Origin of the sequence: Arthrobacter sp. UCD-GKA (assembly GCF_001863355.1) — a bacterium.
Lineage (GTDB): Bacteria > Actinomycetota > Actinomycetes > Actinomycetales > Micrococcaceae > Paeniglutamicibacter.
Genome location: NZ_MOLR01000010.1, coordinates 91,538 through 107,753, shown reverse-complemented (window position 1 = coordinate 107,753; position 16,216 = coordinate 91,538). Strand labels below are relative to the sequence as shown.

The following is a 16,216-nucleotide window of genomic DNA, read 5'->3' as shown; positions in this document are numbered from 1 at the left end:
ATGCTGGTGCGCATTGCGGGGAACCTCGCACGCTTCGTGCTGTCCCTGTTGGCGGCCACCCTGGCGGTCTTCGCGCTGATGCGCGTGCTGCCCGGGGACCCGGCGGCCATCGCCGCCGGGGAAAACGCGACCCCCGAGGTGGTGGCGGGCCTGGCCAGGCAATTCGGCACCGACCGGCCGCTTCCGGTGCAGTACTGGGACTGGTTCTCCGGTCTCTGGCGCGGGGACTTCGGGATCTCCTACGTGACCCGGACCGACATCTCGCCGCTGGTGGCGGACAAGGTGCAGGTCTCGCTGATCCTGGTGACCCTGGCCATGGCGCTCGCGCTGGCGATCGCGGTCCCGGCCGGGACGATCGCCGCGGTGCGGCACCACAAGCCCTCCGGCGCGGTGATCTCCGCGGCCAGCCAGCTGGGCATCGCGATCCCCGGTTTCCTGCTGGGCATCGTGCTGGTCTCCTTCTTCGCGCTGCGCCTGGGCTGGCTGCCGGCCAACGGCTGGGTGGCCCCCGGGGTCGACTTCGCCGGGTTCGCCTCCCGGCTCGTGCTGCCGGTCATCGCGCTGGCCGGGGTGCAGTCCGCGATCCTGGTGCGCTACGTGCGCTCAGCGGTGCTGGAGGTCATGCACGAGGACTACCTGCGCACCGCCCGGGCCAAGGGCCTGTCCCCGCTGGGGGCGCTGGTGCGGCACGGGCTGCGCAACGCCGCGATCCCGGTGCTGACGGTGACCTCCGTGCAGTTTTCCGCGCTGATCATCGGGGCCGTGGTCATCGAGCGGGTCTTCGTGATCCCGGGCCTGGGTTCGATGCTGCTTTCCGCCGTGGCAAACCGGGACCTGCTCACCGTCCAGTCGGTGGTGATGGTGCTGGTGGCCCTCACCCTGGTGGTGAACCTGCTGGTGGATGTCCTGTACACCATCGTCGACCCGCGCATCCGCGCCGCCGCCCAGGGAGCACGATGAAAAACGCCCGCCCCACCCCCGCCCTGCTCGCCGGGGCCGCGATCGTGGCCCTGATTGCCGCCGCGGCCCTGCTCTCCTTCGTCTATACGCCCTTTGACCCGTTGCAGGTCAATGCGCCGGCGCGGCTGCAGAGCCCGAGCCTGCAGCACTGGCTGGGCACCGACAACCTGGGCCGCGACCTGCTCTCCCGCATCCTGGTCGGGGCGCGGATCACGCTGCTGGTCGGGGTGGTCTCGGTGGGCATCGCGGTGCTCATCGGCACCCCGGTCGGCATCTGGGCCGGGRTGAAACGCGGAGCGGTGGAGGAGATCACGATGCGCGGCGCCGACATCCTGCTGGCCTTCCCCGCGCTGCTGCTGGCCATCATGTTCGCCGCGATCTACGGGGCCTCCACCGTCTCGGCGATGGCGGCGATCGGGCTGGCCTCGGTGCCGGGCTTCGCCCGGGTGGCCCGCGCCGGGACGCTGCAGGTCATGAACGCCGAATACGTGCTCGCCGCCCGGGCCGCGGCCCAGCGCCCGGTGCGCATCGCCGCCCGCCACGTGCTGCCCAACATCACCGGCATGCTGCTGATCCAGTGCTCGGTGACCTTCGCGCTGGCCGTGCTGGCCGAGGCCGCGCTGTCCTTCCTGGGACTGGGCACGCCCCCGCCGGTGCCCTCCTGGGGGCGGATGCTGCAGGAATCCCAGCAATACTGGGGCAGCTTCCCGGCCATGGCGATCTGGCCCGGACTGGCCATCGCGCTGGCCGTGATGGGCTTCAACCTGCTCGGGGACGGCCTGCGCGACCGGCTGGATCCGAAGCTGGGCAGGGGCAAGGCATGAACGAGGAAATAGGCATTGCAGACGAGCCGCTGCTGCGCGTCGACAACCTGGGCATCGCCGCCGGGGCCACGCCGCTGGTCTCCGAGCTGTCCTTTTCCATGGCAGCCGGCGAGCGCATCGGGCTGATCGGCGAATCCGGGTCCGGCAAGTCCCTGACCGCCACGGCCCTGCTGGGCCTGCTCCCCGAGGAACTGGCACTGACCGGCAGCGCGCACCTGCGCGGCTTCGCACCGGAGCTTTTCACCGCCGGGGACAAGGCCATGAGGGGGCTGCGCGGGGACGGGATCTCGATGGTCTTCCAGGAGCCGCTCTCGGCCCTGAACCCGCTGATGAAGGTCGGTGCGCAGGTCGCCGAGGTGATGCTGGTGCACCGCACCGTGCCCACCCGGGCCGCGGCCCAACGGCGCGCGGTCGAGCTGCTGGCCTCGGTGAAGATCCCCGACCCGGCCCAGGCCGCCGGGGCCTACCCGCACCAGCTCTCGGGCGGGCAGCGCCAGCGCGTGATGATCGCGATGGCCCTGGCCAACGACCCGCAGCTGCTGCTGGCCGACGAGCCGACCACGGCGCTGGATGTCACGGTGCAGTCCCAGGTCCTGGAGCTGATCTCCGCCCAGGTTTCCGAGCGCGGCACCGGGCTGCTGTTCATCACCCACGACCTGGCCGTGGTCGCCAACATGTGCACCCGGGTGCTGGTGCTGAACAAGGGCAGGCTGGTGGAATCCGGCGACATCGACAGGATCTTCACGGCCCCGGCCCACCCGTACACCCGGGCGCTGCTGGCCGCCAGCGACATCTCGGCCACCGATGCACGCGGCCGGCTGTTCACCGTGGACACCGCCGCCGGCTACGTGCCCCCGGCACTGCGCGAGGCACCGGGCACGGCCGCGCCGGCACCCCGCCGGGCCGCCGCGGACCCGGCGCTGATCACCGCCACGAACCTGGGCCGGACCTACCACCGTGCCCGCACCAAGGCCTTTGGCCCGCGCCCCGTGGTCAAGGCCCTGGATGGGGTCGGCTTCAGCATCGCCGCCGGGGAACGGGTGGGCATCGTGGGGGAGTCCGGCTCGGGCAAGACCACGCTGCTGCGGATCCTGGCCGGGCTGGATGCCCCGAGCACCGGAAGCGCCGTGGTGGCCGGGACCGAGGTCGCCGGGGCCAAGGAGGCGGACCTGGCGCCGCTGCGCCGCCAACTGCAGATCGTCTTCCAGGACCCGATGGGTTCGCTGGACCCGCGGATGAAGGTCGCCGACATCATTGCCGAGCCGCTGCTGGTGCCCGGCCGGAAGCTGGATGCCCGCGGGCGCGAGGCTGCGGTGCACAAGATGCTGGGGCTCGTGGGCCTGGATCCCGAGTCCGCCTCCCGCTACCCGCACCAGTTCTCCGGCGGGCAGCGCCAGCGCATCTCCATCGCCCGGGCCCTGGTGAACCGCCCCAGCATCCTGGTGGCCGACGAGCCGGTCTCCGCGCTGGATGTCTCGGTGCGCGCCCAGGTGCTGAACCTGCTCGCGGACCTGGTGGACAAGTACGCGCTGACGCTGCTGATGGTCTCCCACGACCTGTCGGTGGTGCGCCACCTGTGCGACCGGGTCATCGTGATGAAGGACGGGCGGATCGTGGAAACCGGGGACACCGAGCAGATCTACAACAACCCCGCCCATCCCTACACGGCACAGCTGGTGGCCAGCTCGCTGGACCTGGCCGAGGAGCTGGCTCCGACCCCGTAGGGTGGCTGGCACGGAACCGGGATTGCCGGAATCCGCCCCGCCCCGGTGAACCCCGGGTTGGTGGCCGTTGCCGGGCACCCGGTCAGCGGCAGCGGGATCCGCGCATCGAGGATCTTGTGTTCCGGAGCCGTCCTGGCCTCCCTGCCCGGCGCGGTGGTCCTGCCGCTGGCCAAGGCCGGGTGAAGCTCCCACTAAACTGGTACCCATGCGCATCGTAGTTCTTGTCTCCGGCACCGGGTCCAACCTCCAGTCCGTCATCGACGCCGTCGCCGACGGGTCGCTGAAAAACGTGGAAATCGCCGCCGTCGGCGCAGACAAATACGGCACCCACGGCGTGGAACGCTCCGCGGCCGCCGGCATCGAGACCTTCGTGGTGAACTTCAAGGACTATGCCGAGCGCGCGGACTGGAACCACGCGCTGACCGAAAAGTGCCTGTCCTACGAGCCGGACTACGTGGTCTCCTCGGGGTTCATGCGCATCGTCGGGGAAGAGTTCATCAACGCCTTCGACGGCACCTACATCAACACCCACCCGGCCCTGCTGCCCGCTTTCCCGGGCGCCCACGGCGTCCGCGACGCGCTGGCCTACGGGGTCAAGGTCACTGGCTGCACCGTGCACATCGCCGACGCGGGCGTGGACACCGGTCCGATCCTGCGCCAGGAAGCGGTGGTGATCGAGGACGACGACACCGAGGAGTCGCTGCACGAGCGCATCAAGGTCGTCGAGCGCCGCCTGCTCATCGCCACGCTGGCGGACCTGGCCGGGAAGTAGCACCCGGCTTTTCGAAGCAGGAGGCCTGCCCGGATTGGATCCGGGCGGGCCTTCCGTTTAGGCAGAGCTTGCAGGACCGCCCCAACGGCATCACGCGTGGTTAAGCAGCTCGCGGAGGGAATGTACCGCATCGGCAAGCTCGTCTTTGCCTACGCCGAGGCGGTTGGGGTGCTGCGAACCGAAGCAAAGCACCTTCCGGGCACACGGAAGCTTTGGCGAAGACGCTGCTCAGGCATTGGCGATTATCCGCTGCAATGTATCCCGCCCTGCCCCGCGTTCGCGGATGTCGTCGGAGTCCATCAAATCCAGTGCGATGACGGCGTCGGAACCCACTGCGCCCGAAACCAGTTCGGGGTCGTCTAAGAACCTGACAAGCACGCCGCCCGTTTCGTCGTTGGCAAGGGGAATCTGATCAAGCAACGACTCGGCTGAACCGGTCCAATACCCTTCCAAACGGTCCTCATCCAGAACACCGGCCAAACCGAACCGGCCGGCAACGGATTCCTGGGCGATCGAACTGACACCGGTTGGCAGCAGCATTCCGGTGAGACTGGAACGAACCCGCGAGCCCGCGCTGAATCGCCTCACCTGGCAGTGGTTTCGCGCCAAACGCTGCAACTCGGACGCTTCCATCGAGCGCAACTGCCTGGTGAGCCTGGAACGACGGGGCTGGTCGATGAGTTCCGTCTGGTGGCGGTGCAGTATTTCCAACGCCGCCCATGCGGTTCTCGGAGACCAGATACGTCCCGGGGCCTGCGAGCAGCGTTGGATCCTGTGGATGGATGCCGGTTCGAAAAGAAGCCTGCCAGCCATTTTTGTCGCCTGGAGCCGACCGCTATTTACCAGGCGTCGCACTGCTGCCGGGGAGATGCCAAGCACCTCGGAGGCCATGGCAGTCGTGTAGAGATCCATGTTTCAATCATGTCTGAAACGACACTATTGATACATAGTTGGTGAATCCATCTGCCTGGGAATACTTATGAGTGCTGCGTAACGACTCCAGAGGCGCCCGGCCTCGACTCCGAGGTCCACTTGGCGGGTCAATCGGTGAAGACGTTCCAGCAAATGGCATTGCGGTGCTTCTGGTCATCGAGAACCAGTTCACGGACCGCCGCAGGCAGTTGGGAGCGTTGCCATTCCCGTTCCGCTGCACGGGCCGCCGCGGCGTCCCGGGATTCCGCAGCGGCACCGGCCGCTCGGATGGCGTATGCGGCGGCACCCAGATCGTGGGCTGCCACGTGGGCCACGGCGACGGCCTGCCCGGCCGCAAGGGCCGCGAACTTCACCGGATCGGGCATGGAGCGCCCGGCGGAATTGGCCACGAAGGCCTCTCGGTGCGCTTCGCGCATCGGGACCTCGCCACGGATCCAGGCCCGGCCGACCTCGATGGCGTGCCGGGGTCGGGTATCGCCAGGTTGCCGGTCCTCAAAGAGCGGCAGCACGTGTTCGGCGCAGTCCAGCGCCCAGGCGGCAAGCATCCGGTGGTGTTCATCGCTCAGTGTGCCCCCGCGACGGATGGTGACCAGCCGGGGATCGCGCTCCTTGGGAAGGATCGGCATGCTGCAAATATACGCTTCACGAAGTTCCAAGGCACGGGGGTCCAGGGCGAAGCTTGCAGGTTTTCCGGGACGTGGCACGGCGAGGGGAATCGGCACGTCGTTGATCAACGCAAGCGAGGGATCTGGCACGGTTGCCGGGTGGGGAACGGACTGCCCGATAGGAGGGCCATCCGTGCGGCCTGGCGGACCGTCCTGAAATCACCGAGGATGCCGCCGTGGGCGTCGTCTTGCATTTTCAGGATATCGCCTGCCAGGGGGCTTGCCGCAAGCCCCGCGGCGTGCCATACACTGCTCGAAAGTGCCCTTGGAGGCACACCATCGGGAGGGAAGAACATGGCGGATGTCCTCATCGTGGGCAGCGGCCCGGCCGGAATGATGCTGGCCGGGGAATTGGCCGTGGCAGGCATCGACGTGGAGATCATGGAGCGGCGGCCGACGGGGGCGCTGGCCGAATCCCGTGCCGGGGGCTTCCACTGCCGAACCATCGAGATCCTCGACCAGCGCGGGATTGCCGATCGATTCCTGGCGGCGGGAAAAACGGTGCAGACCGCCCGCTTCGGCAGCACTGTGCTGGACATCAGCGATTTTCCCACGCGGCACCCCTATGGGCTTGGACTGTGGCAGAGCCAGATACAACCAATCCTCGAAGACTGGATCAACCAGCTCGGCGTGCCCGTGCACCATGGGCGGGAGGTCATCGGCTTCGACCAGGGCGACACCGGGGTCACGGTCGAGACCGCCGGCGGCGGCAACCACCGCACGGCGTACCTGGTGGGTGCCGACGGTGGACGCAGCCTGGTTCGCAAGGCGGCCGGCATCGATTTCCCCGGATGGGAAGCAACCCGCAGCAACCTGATCGCCGAAGTGGAAGTGTCCGAGGAACCACCCGCCGGTACGTTGCTGGATGCGGCGGGAGTCCACGGCTTCAGCCTGCTCGACGACGGGCGCACCTATCGCGTCATCACCACGGAGCAGCAGCTCGGATCGCGGGAGGCACCCGGAGTAGGCGATCTGGCCGATTCCCTGACCGCGGCGTACGGGACGGACTTCGGAGTGCACAGCCCAACCTCGATCTCCAGGTTCACCGACGCCACAAGGCAGGCAGCAACATACCGCAAGGGACGGGTGCTGCTGGTCGGGGACGCCGCGCACGTGCACTATCCCGCCGGCGGCCAGGGGATCGGCCTGGGCATGCAGGATGCCGTGAACCTCGGCTGGAAACTCGCGCAGGTCCTCAAGGGCAGCTCACCGGATTCCCTGCTGGAGACCTACCACGCTGAGCGGCATCCCGTGGGGCTCCGCGCGCTCAAGCACTCCATGGCGCAAACGGCCCTGCAACGCCATGACGCACGCTCCGCAGCGCTCGCCGAGACCGTCAGCGAGCTGATGCACATGGACCAGCCGCGCCAGCACCTCGCCGCATTGATCCACGGCCTCGACATCGCCTACGACCTCGGGGAAGGACACCCGCTGCTCGGGCGACGCATGCCCGATCTCGACCTTGACACGCCCAACGGCCCCACACGGGTCTTCGCCCTGCTTCATGATGCCAAGCCGGTGCTGCTCAAGCTGGCCGGGTCCAACCGCCTCGAGATCGCGCCGTGGGCAGACCGGGTGCAGCAAGTCGAAGCCCGGTTCAACGGCCCTTTGAAGCTTCCTCTCCTGGGTGAGGTGGCGGCCCCCGCCGCGGTGTTGGTCCGCCCGGACGGCTACGTCGCCTGGGTGGGTGAAGGCTCCGACCAAGGGCTTGCTGACGCGCTCACGCGCTGGTTTGGATCGGGGACGCCCGCCAGAACGTGATCGTTCCAGGGGAGTACGCCGTTACTCCTGCGATGTCCGCACGCGTCGTCACGACGACCCCATGACCGGCGGCGGAAACCTGGCGGGGACGGCCACCGCCGGTGCGGAAAGCGGGAGTTATTTCGTTGCCGCGACCGTTGATCATCGTCGATTCCGGGTGCGTTCCTTGTGCATGATCATTTCCGTCTCGACGGGGAGCAAGCCGAGCTTCGAGTTGATGGAACGCATCCACTTGTTTTCGTCGTCACTGCTGGACCTGACCCCACCGGCCATCGCCCTGCGGGACCTGCACCAAAACGAAGAATCGGGTGCTAGCGACCGAGGCGGAAGCGCAGGGTTCGCACCTCGAAGGCCGTCAAGGAAATTCTTACCGACCCGTTGGTGTGTTCGGCAATGCCGCCGTCACCCTCGATGGCGTCCTCCAGGAGGCCGATCACGGAGGCCGAATCCACCGGATGGTGCACCTTTACGGTGCCTGAGGCACGGCGGCCCAGGGACTCGTAGACGCGCACGACCAGGTCGCCGGACTTGTCGCCTGCCAGCTTCACGCTGGAGAGCACGGTGCCCGTTCCGTCGACGGTGACCAGCGGGTCGAACCCGTGGGCGCCGGTGAGGGTGCGCTGCGTGGAATTCAGCAGGGCGCCGGCCTCGGTGGCCGAGGCGATGTCGGCGCCGATGACCAGACCGTAGCGGTGGGTCTGGATGCCCTGATCGGTCTCCGGATCCGGGAAGCGCGGGGCACGCAGCAGCGACAAGCGAACGTTGGTTGTTACGCCGGCCTCGGTGGAATCTCGGGTGACGTCGAAACCGTAAATGGAATCGTTGACCAGCGCGGCTCCGAAGCCCGGTTCCCCGGCGAGCACGAAGCGGTGCATCGAGGTCTCGAACTTCGCCGCCTCCCAGCTGGTGTTCACGTGGGTGACGCGCTTGTGGTAGCCGAACTGGGTCTCGGCGATCACATGCTCGGCGCGGATATCCAGCGGGAACGCGACCTTGAGAAACTTCTCGGTCTCGTGCCAGTCGGTGACCTGCTCGATCTGCAGCACCCGCGAACCCGGCGCCAGAGCCAGTTCCTGGCGCAGGGTCGAGGCGGAGAAACTGCGTTCGATGGTGACGCGTGCGGTGCCGTCCTCATCGGTGGACAGGGCGATCGCATCGAGTCCGCGCAGGTCGGTGACCTGGTTGCGGTAGTACTTGTCCACGTCCCAGGCATCCCACTTGTTCGGGAAATCCTGGTGCAGTTGCAGCAGGTTGGCCTCGGTGCCCACGGCAATGGCCTCGCGCCCGGTGGCGTGGTCAACCGCCGAGGTGACCAGGCCCTCGCGGGAAATGGCGATGGTGACCAGCTCATTGGACAGCACGAAGCCGTCGGCCGACTCGCTGGCCTTCACTGTGTCGGCTACCGGGGCCAGCTCGGCCACCGGCACGCCGGCTCCGGTGCGGATGCCCGAGCGGGTGAACGATGCAGCGTTCATCGCGATCGGGGTCTCGCCCTTGCCGACCAAGGCGGCCTGCGCCGCGGCGATGATCGCCTCGGTGGCCTTGGTGGCCCGCGCGTACTCGGCAACGACCTCGCGGTGGACCCAGGCGATCGAGGTGCCCGGAAGGATGTCGTGGAACTGGTTGAGCAGAACCGTCTTCCAGAGTGCGTCGATCTCCTCGTGCGGGTACTCGAAGCCGGTGTACACGGCGGCGGTGGCGCACCAGAGCTCGGCCTCCACCAGCAGCTGCTCGGTGCGGCGGTTGCCCTGCTTGGTCCGGTGCTGGGAAGTCAGCGTGGCGCGGTGCAACTCCAGGTAGAGCTCGCCCACCCACACCGGCGGGTTTGCCAGCTCGGTCTTGGCGCGCCTGAAGAACTCGTCGGGGTGTTCCCACTTCACCTTGGCGCTGCCCTCGAGGTCGGCCAGGCGGCGTGCCTTGCCGGTCATCTCTCGTGTGGTGCCGCCGCCGCCATCGCCCCAACCCACAGGTGCAATGGAACCGGTGGCGTGGCGCGATTCGCGGAACTGGCGCGAGGCGCGGGCTACTTCCTCACCCGAAAGCTGCGAGTTGTAGGTGTCCATGGACGGGAAGTGGCTGAAGACGCGCGAGCCGTCGATCCCTTCCCAGTTGAACGTGTGGTGCGGGAATACGTTCTGCTGGTTCCAGGAGATCTTCTGGGTGAAGAACCATTCGAAGCCGGACCGTTTCATCAGCTGCGGAAGCGCGGGGGAGTACCCGAAGGAATCCGGAAGCCAGACCCCGGCGCAGGTGATCCCGAATTCCTCGCGGAAGAAGCGCTGGCCGTAGTAGAACTGGCGGACCATGGATTCGCCCGAGGGCATCACGGTGTCCGACTCGACCCACATGCCGCCCAGCGGCAGGAAGCGTCCGGAGGCCACGGCTTCCTTGACCCGGCCGTAGACCTCGGGGCGGTGCTCCTTGAGCCAGGCGTACTGCTGGGCGCTGGACATGCCGTAGAGGAAGTCCTCGTCGTCATCGAGCATTTCCACCATGGAGGAGGAGGTCCGGGCGACCTTGCGGATGGTCTCGCGCACCGGCCACAGCCAGGCCGAGTCGATGTGGGAATGGCCCACCGCGGAGATGCGGTGCGCGGATTCGTCGGCGCGCGTGGCCAGCACCCCGGCCAGTTCGGCGCGGGCCGCGGGCGCGGTTTCGGTGATGCGCTGCAGGTCCAGCACGTCAAGGGCGTTGTCCATGGCCTGCAGGATGCGCATGCGGCGCGGGCCCGCGGGCAGCTCGGCCTGCAGCTCGAGCAGCACCTCCAGGTCCAGGGAAAGCTCGTGGACCTCGGGTTCGAAGATCGCCAGGTCCATGCGTCCGGTGGTGTAAAGCCTGCGCGAGGACGAGGTCTGGATGTCGCCTTCCTGGGTCGGAAGGAACGGGTGGTAGTCCAGCAGCACCGGGTTGGCGGCGGCCTCGATAAAGTAGTCCACCTTCTCGTCGCCCTTGGCGCTGTCGGCAACGGGGATCCACTGGTTGCGCGGGTTGATGGCCTTTACGGTGCTGCCGTCGGCCCGGTGGACCAGGCCTTCGCATTGGAAGCCGGTCATGTTCTTGTCAAAGCCCAAATCAACCAGGGCCTCGAGGCGCTTGCCGGCCCATGCTGCCGGGACGGTGCCGCGCAGGTGGAACCAGGTCGTTCCCCACGCCGCGCCCCAGGCGGTGCCGACCGAATAATCGGTGTAGTCCAGGCCCATGGCTTCGGCCGGCGCGATGGGCTCGCCGGGAAGTTCGTGCCATTGAACCTCCAGCGGGAGGGCAACGGGGTGGATGGCAGGGCGGATGCGTTCCCCAAGGACCCGCGCAACACGTCCGAGGGTCAGGGGGATGTCGTCATGCATGAAGAATGCCTTTCGCGGGGCCGCGGCCCGAAGGATGGTGTCCCAGGGGCCGGGCGGGGGTGCTCTGCAAGGATTTCGTCGTTGACCTGTCTTGTCAGCGTATCCGAGAAGACCTCCACCGTCCCGGAAGATCCGGTCCAGGCCAACGGGAGGCCGTGCCGAACCTGCCCCCCGTCCGGGGCGAGAACGCGGGAGACGGCTCCGCGGGGGTTCGGGTGCCGGACCGTCGCGTGGGCGCGTCCCGGAGGGAAACACCTGGGGCCCGGGCAGTGATGTCCCGCAATGGGACGGCAGCCATCCACCGTGGCGGACGGGCAAGGGCAGGCAATGGCGGATACGATGCCATCATGATTCAGGGCTTGCACCCGCAAGCGACGGTCGTTGCCGCAAGGCCCGCCGAACCGACCGTGGCTGGCGGGGAGCCGCGGACATGCCGCCGTTCAGCCTGTCCGTGAACGGCTCGGGCACCAGGCATCCGGGGGAAAATGGGCAAGGACCATCACCCCGGCGAGGCACGGGCATCACCCACGAGAAGGAACATTCATGAGTAGCACCCGGCAGAAACCGCTGGCCTTGGTGGGCCTGGACATCGGCGGAACCAAGACGCACGCCATGGCCTGGAGCGGTGGGACACGGCTTGCCGAGGCCAAGAGCGGAAGCGCCAACGTGCAGAACGTCAGTGTGGAGACCGCCAGGGCCAACATTGCCGAGGTGTTCGCCGCACTCGGGGCCGGGCATATCGACCGGGTCGTGGCTGGTGCAGGCGGCATCGACACCGAGGCGGACGCCGGGTTCCTGCGTTCCATGATCGCCGTCCACGCCCCGGATGCCGAGATCCTCGTGGTCCACGACACCCGGCTGGTCCTGGCCGCGGGCCACGCCTCCACCGGCATGGCTGTCATCCTGGGGACCGGTTCGGCGGTCTGGGGCGTTAACGCCGAAGGCAAGGAAGGCCGGGCCGGTGGCTGGGGCTACCTGCTGGGGGACGAGGCCAGCGGCTACTGGATGGGCCGCGAGGCGGTGCGTCACACGCTGCGCGAGTTCAACCGTGGACTGGCCCCGGGCGAGCTGGGCCGGCGCGTGCTCGCGGCCAACAAGGTTTCCTCCCCGGACGAGCTGATTGCGCTCTTCCACGGTGACACCGACCGCCGCTACTGGGCCCAGCAGTCCCCGCTGGTCTTCGAGGCCCTCGCGGCCGGGGACCCGGACAGCGCCGTGATCGTTGGCGAGGCGGTCGAGCATGTGTGCCAAATGCTCTCGGACATCTCCGCACTGCTGGAAACCCAAGGGCCGGTCATCATCGGCGGCGGCCTGGGCATGCACCAGCCTGTCTACCAGGAGATGCTGCGCCAGGCACTGGGAGACTTGGGACTTGTCGAGATCCGCTTCCTGGATCTCGACCCGGTGGAAGGGACCAAGTTCATCTCCGACCACACTCCCTTGCCCGCAAAATCCGCCTAGGCTCCGCCGATCCAGACCCTGGCAAGACCTATTGCAGGGCGCGGCCCTTGGTCTCGGGAGCGAAGAACGCCATCAGGATGACAGCGCCCAGCACCAGGGCCCCGGCCACCAGGAACAGGTTGCCCAGGCCCACCACGGGCCACAAGGCGGCAAAGGCCAGCGGCCCGAACCCGGCACCCAGCCGGCTGAACGAGGATGCCCAGCCAAAGCCGGATCCGCGCAGTTCGGTCGGGTACAGCTCGGAGACGTAGGTGTAGAGCACCGGCACGGCGATCTGCACGACCACGCCGAAGACCAGCAGCCAGATCAGCGCGAGGGTGGGCGCGTTGATGGTCACCGCGACCATCACCAGGATGATCGCGGACAGCGGGCCGGTGATGCCCAGCAGCCACTTGCGCCCGACCCGCTCGACCAGCAGCGCCGCGATGCCCACGCCGATCAATCCCATCAGCGCCATCACCGAGGTCATGAAGAACGCCGTGGACTGGACCATGCCGGTGTCGGCCAGGATGGACGGCATCCACGTCAAGGCCAGGTAGTAGACCAGCAGGATGGTCAGGAACAGCGACCAGGAGACCATGGTGATCCGCGGGCTGAAGCGCCAGATCTTCACCAGCTGCTCCAGCCAGGACCCAGCGGACAAGCGCGGGACGGACTGGGGCTCGGGCAGCGTGTAGGGCGCGGCGGTGGCTCCGGTGCGCGCCACCAGGTCGTCGATGACCTTGGCCGCGGCATCGCGCTGGCCCTTGCGGACCAGGTAGAGCGGGGACTCCGGGACGCTGCGCCGCACCCAGAACACCAGCAGCGCCGGCAGCACCATGACCACCAGGATCAGCCGCCAGTTTCCCGTGGTCGCCTGGACCCAGCCGGAAACGAAGAATGACAGCGCGGCGCCGACGGGCCACCAGCCATCCATCGCGGTGAGYACCCGGCCGCGTTGCCTGGCCGGGGTGAACTCGCCGACCAGCGCGTAATCCACCGGGATGCACCCGCCCAGGCCCACCCCGGCAATGAAGCGGCAGGCCACAAACCAGCCGAAGCCCGGGGCCAGGGCCCCTGCGACGGTGAAGATGGAGAAGATCAGCAGTGTCCAGGTGAAGGCCTTCTTGCGCCCGATCTTGTCGGCAATGGTTCCCCAGAGGAACGCGCCGAGGGCCATGCCCACCAGGTTGCCGGTGCCCAGCAGCGCGGCGGTGGTCCGGTCCAGGCCCCATTCGGCGGCGACCAGCGGGATCAGGGCGCCGTTGAGCGTGACATCCCAGGCGTCGAACATGAAACCCAGCCCGCCAATGATGAAGATCCTTCCCTGCACACCCCACTTCCACGGAAGGTTCTGGACGACCGATTCGCCGGTGGGAAGCTTCAGGAAATTGTTCATCAGGAATTGGCCTTCGGAAAGGTGCGGACCGACGCAGGACGGGGGTACAGCCAGGACAACATGGAGGCAAAGCGGCAGGGCGGAGGAAGTCCTTCGGCGCCTGCCGGGAACAACGCTACGCGCTGGAATGGAAAACCACAGAATAGGCCTTGACTTTTTGTGGCTTTGTGTTGCGCCGACCGGCATCATTCCGGCCCCGGCGCATCCGCCGAAGCCCCATGTGCCGGGGCTGTTCCGGTGCGGGGCAACCCGGGGTAGGCTCTGGTTATGGGAGTAGATTGGACCGCTCTCGAAGAGGCGATACGGGTGTCGGCTCTTCGCCAGGCGGAAGAAATAATTGACCGTCACCCGGACGAAATGTTCTATGCCGTTGCCCTTGACGGGGTGAGCGCGGACGAAACCGACCACATCGATTTGCCCGTGCTGGCCCTGAACTCCGAACAAGCCCTGACCCGTTCCCTCGCCGGCGACGACGAGGAAAACGACGAAGAGGACTTCGACGACGAGGACGAGGAAGAATACTTCGAGGAACGTGCCGACGCCGACGACGACGGGTCCGACAGGGACCTGAATCGCGACGACAACAACAGCAACTCGGACGATGACGACGAAGACGAGGGCGAAACCACCGACGAGGACGACGACGATGAAGACATCGACGCGGTCCTGAAGGAATTCGACGCGTTGGCCTCCGGTGCCGAGCAGGGCTACTACTCATCCAAGTGGAACCCCGCCGATTGGCAGTGGAGCCCCATCGAGCTCTTCGACGAGTCGGCCACCGAGCTGTGGAGCCAGGCGCTGACCAACGTCGCCAAGGACCATGGGTGGGAAAAGACCAACCGTCTGTACTACGAGATGCTCATCCGCGTCACCGAGTCGTTGCGCAACACCCTGGCCAAGGGACGCAACAAGGACATGGTCGTCTACCTCTCGGATGACGACCACGGCGATGCCCTGCTGCGCAGGTGCCTCACCGAGGCACAACTGGCCAAGCATTTCCCGGAACTGGCGATTTAGCTCGGCAACTGCGCAGGCCCCTCCGGAACATTGAGCTGCGCGAGGATCCTTGAATCCACGTCGCGCAGCTGGATCACCGAGATGTGCCCCATCTGCGTGGGTACGGCTCCGCTCAGGCGGGCCGTACCCGTCTTGGTTGCGTTCCAGGATCCTGCCCGGTCGACCTGGCCGGAGCTATCGATGACCCACAACGACAGGGTCCCGTTGGTGGGCAGGTCGGTGGCGCTGAACTGCACCTCGGTGCCCCACGCCTTGGCATTCAATCCCACGTCCACGCGCGGCCCGGCGGCCGAAACGACCTGGTAGCTGGCATCGGGTGCCGGGGCAGGGTTCAGCACCGGTGCCAGGAACACCCCTCCGGCCACGGACGCGGCAACCGCGAGGACCGCCGCGGACCCCCATGCGGCCCGGCGCGTCCGGCGCCTGGCCCGCAGCCGGTCCAGCAGCTGAATCCCGGGCTCGGCCACCGGCGCCGCCGGCTCGGCCTCAAGCATTGCCCGGGCGGCCTGTGGGTCCAAGGCACCCAGGCGCGTCGTTACCGGGGCATATGAGGCAAGCTCCCTGCGGCACTGGGCGCAGGATTCGAGGTGTGCCTCGAAGTTCCGGGTTGCCTCGGGGTCCAGCCCGCCCAGCACATAGGCACCCAGATCCAGGTGATCGTTCACTGTTCCACCCCCATCTCCGCCAGGATCCCGCGCAGGGACCGCATCGCATAGTACGCCCGTGATTTCACCGTTCCCTGGGGGATCCCCAGGCTGGTGGCCGTTTGCGCCACCGTGGAACCCAGATAGTGCAGGTGGACCACCACCTGCCGGTGCTCAAGGGTCAAACGCATCAGGGCCTCTTCCATGAGGATCTTGTCCAGGACCGCTTCCATGCCTGCGAATGCCCCGGCGGCCTGCGGGTCCTGCTCGCCGAGTCCGGTGGCCGAAATCCGTGCCGCGGCGCGGCGGTGCCGGTCGATGATCACGTTGCGGGCCGTGGCAAACAGGTAACTGCGCAGCGAACCGGTCAACTCCGGTGCCGCCTTCCACACCTTGAGCACGGTTTCCTGCACCACGTCGTCGGCCTCGTCGCGGTCGGAGGCCACGCGCAGCACGAAGCGGCGCAGGGCATCTCCGTGGTCGCGGTAGATATCCGACACCACTTGCGCATCTAGCGGCACATGGGCTCCATTGGGTCTTCTCGGGAACATGGGTTCACCCATTCAGACGCATCGGGACGGCAAAAGGTTCAAACACCCTCCAAGTATGCGCAAAAAAACCTGCAACACCATGAACCACCTTGCGCTTTCGTACGTCTTAGCCGGTGAGAGGTCTCCCGGATGCACCGGCTTGGTGCCCCGGGGGATCCCTGGCCCCGAAGATCACCGGGGCC

At 67.4% G+C, this 16,216-nt stretch carries 14 protein-coding genes; 8 read left to right on the top strand and 6 right to left on the bottom strand.

What is annotated here, in order from left to right; translation table 11 throughout:
- The 5 genes from BLJ79_RS17095 to purN are packed head-to-tail and all read left to right on the top strand — an operon-like array spanning window position 1 to window position 4,280.
- Entirely contained in the window at window positions 1-960 is a 960-nt protein-coding gene (locus tag BLJ79_RS17095) for an ABC transporter permease (protein WP_071215979.1), read from the top strand.
- Window positions 957-1,784 carry an ABC transporter permease gene (locus tag BLJ79_RS17090; RefSeq protein WP_071215978.1) on the top strand — a complete coding sequence of 276 codons (828 nt, stop codon included), beginning with the start codon at window positions 957-959 and terminating at the stop codon, window positions 1,782-1,784. The genes BLJ79_RS17095 and BLJ79_RS17090 overlap by 4 nt, the downstream gene beginning before the upstream one ends.
- A complete protein-coding gene (locus tag BLJ79_RS17085) occupies window positions 1,781-3,508 on the top strand; it encodes a dipeptide ABC transporter ATP-binding protein (RefSeq protein ID WP_071215977.1) in 1,728 nt (575 codons plus the stop codon). Before BLJ79_RS17090 ends, BLJ79_RS17085 begins: the two co-directional genes overlap by 4 nt.
- Before the next feature lie 45 nt (window positions 3,509-3,553).
- Window positions 3,554-3,691, top strand: a complete 138-nt coding sequence (locus tag BLJ79_RS23425) for a YbaK/EbsC family protein (RefSeq protein ID WP_175475517.1) — start codon at window positions 3,554-3,556, stop codon at window positions 3,689-3,691.
- Window positions 3,692-3,713: 22 nt separating this feature from the next.
- The gene (purN, locus tag BLJ79_RS17080) at window positions 3,714-4,280 is read left to right on the top strand and encodes a phosphoribosylglycinamide formyltransferase (protein ID WP_071215976.1); all 567 of its coding nucleotides are present in this window, start codon (window positions 3,714-3,716) and stop codon (window positions 4,278-4,280) included.
- Window positions 4,281-4,508: 228 nt separating this feature from the next.
- On the opposite strand, the gene BLJ79_RS17075 is transcribed toward purN, so the two are convergent.
- Together BLJ79_RS17075 and BLJ79_RS17070 are read right to left on the bottom strand one after the other, a co-directional pair.
- Window positions 4,509-5,192, bottom strand: coding sequence for a helix-turn-helix domain-containing protein (locus BLJ79_RS17075; RefSeq protein WP_071215975.1), 684 nt, complete (start codon window positions 5,190-5,192; stop codon window positions 4,509-4,511).
- Window positions 5,193-5,320: 128 nt separating this feature from the next.
- Window positions 5,321-5,839: a putative immunity protein gene (locus tag BLJ79_RS17070; protein ID WP_071215974.1), complete on the bottom strand. Its 519-nt coding sequence runs from the start codon at window positions 5,837-5,839 to the stop codon at window positions 5,321-5,323.
- A 333-nt stretch (window positions 5,840-6,172) separates the two neighbouring features.
- Here BLJ79_RS17070 and BLJ79_RS17065 point away from each other — a divergent pair, with 333 nt between their 5' ends.
- Window positions 6,173-7,639: an FAD-dependent monooxygenase gene (locus tag BLJ79_RS17065; protein WP_071215973.1), complete on the top strand. Its 1,467-nt coding sequence runs from the start codon at window positions 6,173-6,175 to the stop codon at window positions 7,637-7,639.
- 311 nt (window positions 7,640-7,950) lie between these two features.
- Here BLJ79_RS17065 and BLJ79_RS17060 read toward each other — a convergent pair whose 3' ends face one another.
- Window positions 7,951-10,983 (bottom strand): alpha-mannosidase, encoded by a 3,033-nt coding sequence (locus BLJ79_RS17060; protein WP_071215972.1) that lies wholly within the window; start codon window positions 10,981-10,983, stop codon window positions 7,951-7,953.
- A gap of 543 nt (window positions 10,984-11,526) precedes the next feature.
- Between BLJ79_RS17060 and BLJ79_RS17055 the strand changes: the two genes are divergently transcribed.
- On the top strand, window positions 11,527-12,444 hold the full coding sequence (locus BLJ79_RS17055) for an N-acetylglucosamine kinase (protein ID WP_071215971.1): 918 nt from the start codon (window positions 11,527-11,529) through the stop codon (window positions 12,442-12,444).
- Window positions 12,445-12,472: 28 nt separating this feature from the next.
- On the opposite strand, the gene BLJ79_RS17050 is transcribed toward BLJ79_RS17055, so the two are convergent.
- Window positions 12,473-13,822, bottom strand: a complete 1,350-nt coding sequence (locus tag BLJ79_RS17050) for an MFS transporter (protein WP_071215970.1) — start codon at window positions 13,820-13,822, stop codon at window positions 12,473-12,475.
- A 267-nt stretch (window positions 13,823-14,089) separates the two neighbouring features.
- Between BLJ79_RS17050 and BLJ79_RS17045 the strand changes: the two genes are divergently transcribed.
- Window positions 14,090-14,839 (top strand): DUF4303 domain-containing protein, encoded by a 750-nt coding sequence (locus BLJ79_RS17045; protein ID WP_083411400.1) that lies wholly within the window; start codon window positions 14,090-14,092, stop codon window positions 14,837-14,839.
- Here BLJ79_RS17045 and BLJ79_RS17040 read toward each other — a convergent pair.
- Together BLJ79_RS17040 and BLJ79_RS17035 are read right to left on the bottom strand one after the other, a co-directional pair.
- Entirely contained in the window at window positions 14,836-15,504 is a 669-nt protein-coding gene (locus BLJ79_RS17040; RefSeq protein ID WP_071215968.1) for an anti-sigma factor, read from the bottom strand. The two genes, BLJ79_RS17045 and BLJ79_RS17040, sit on opposite strands and share 4 nt — an antisense overlap.
- The gene (locus BLJ79_RS17035) at window positions 15,501-16,004 is read right to left on the bottom strand and encodes a sigma-70 family RNA polymerase sigma factor (protein ID WP_071215967.1); all 504 of its coding nucleotides are present in this window, start codon (window positions 16,002-16,004) and stop codon (window positions 15,501-15,503) included. The genes BLJ79_RS17040 and BLJ79_RS17035 overlap by 4 nt, the downstream gene beginning before the upstream one ends.
- Window positions 16,005-16,216 lie beyond the last annotated feature (212 nt).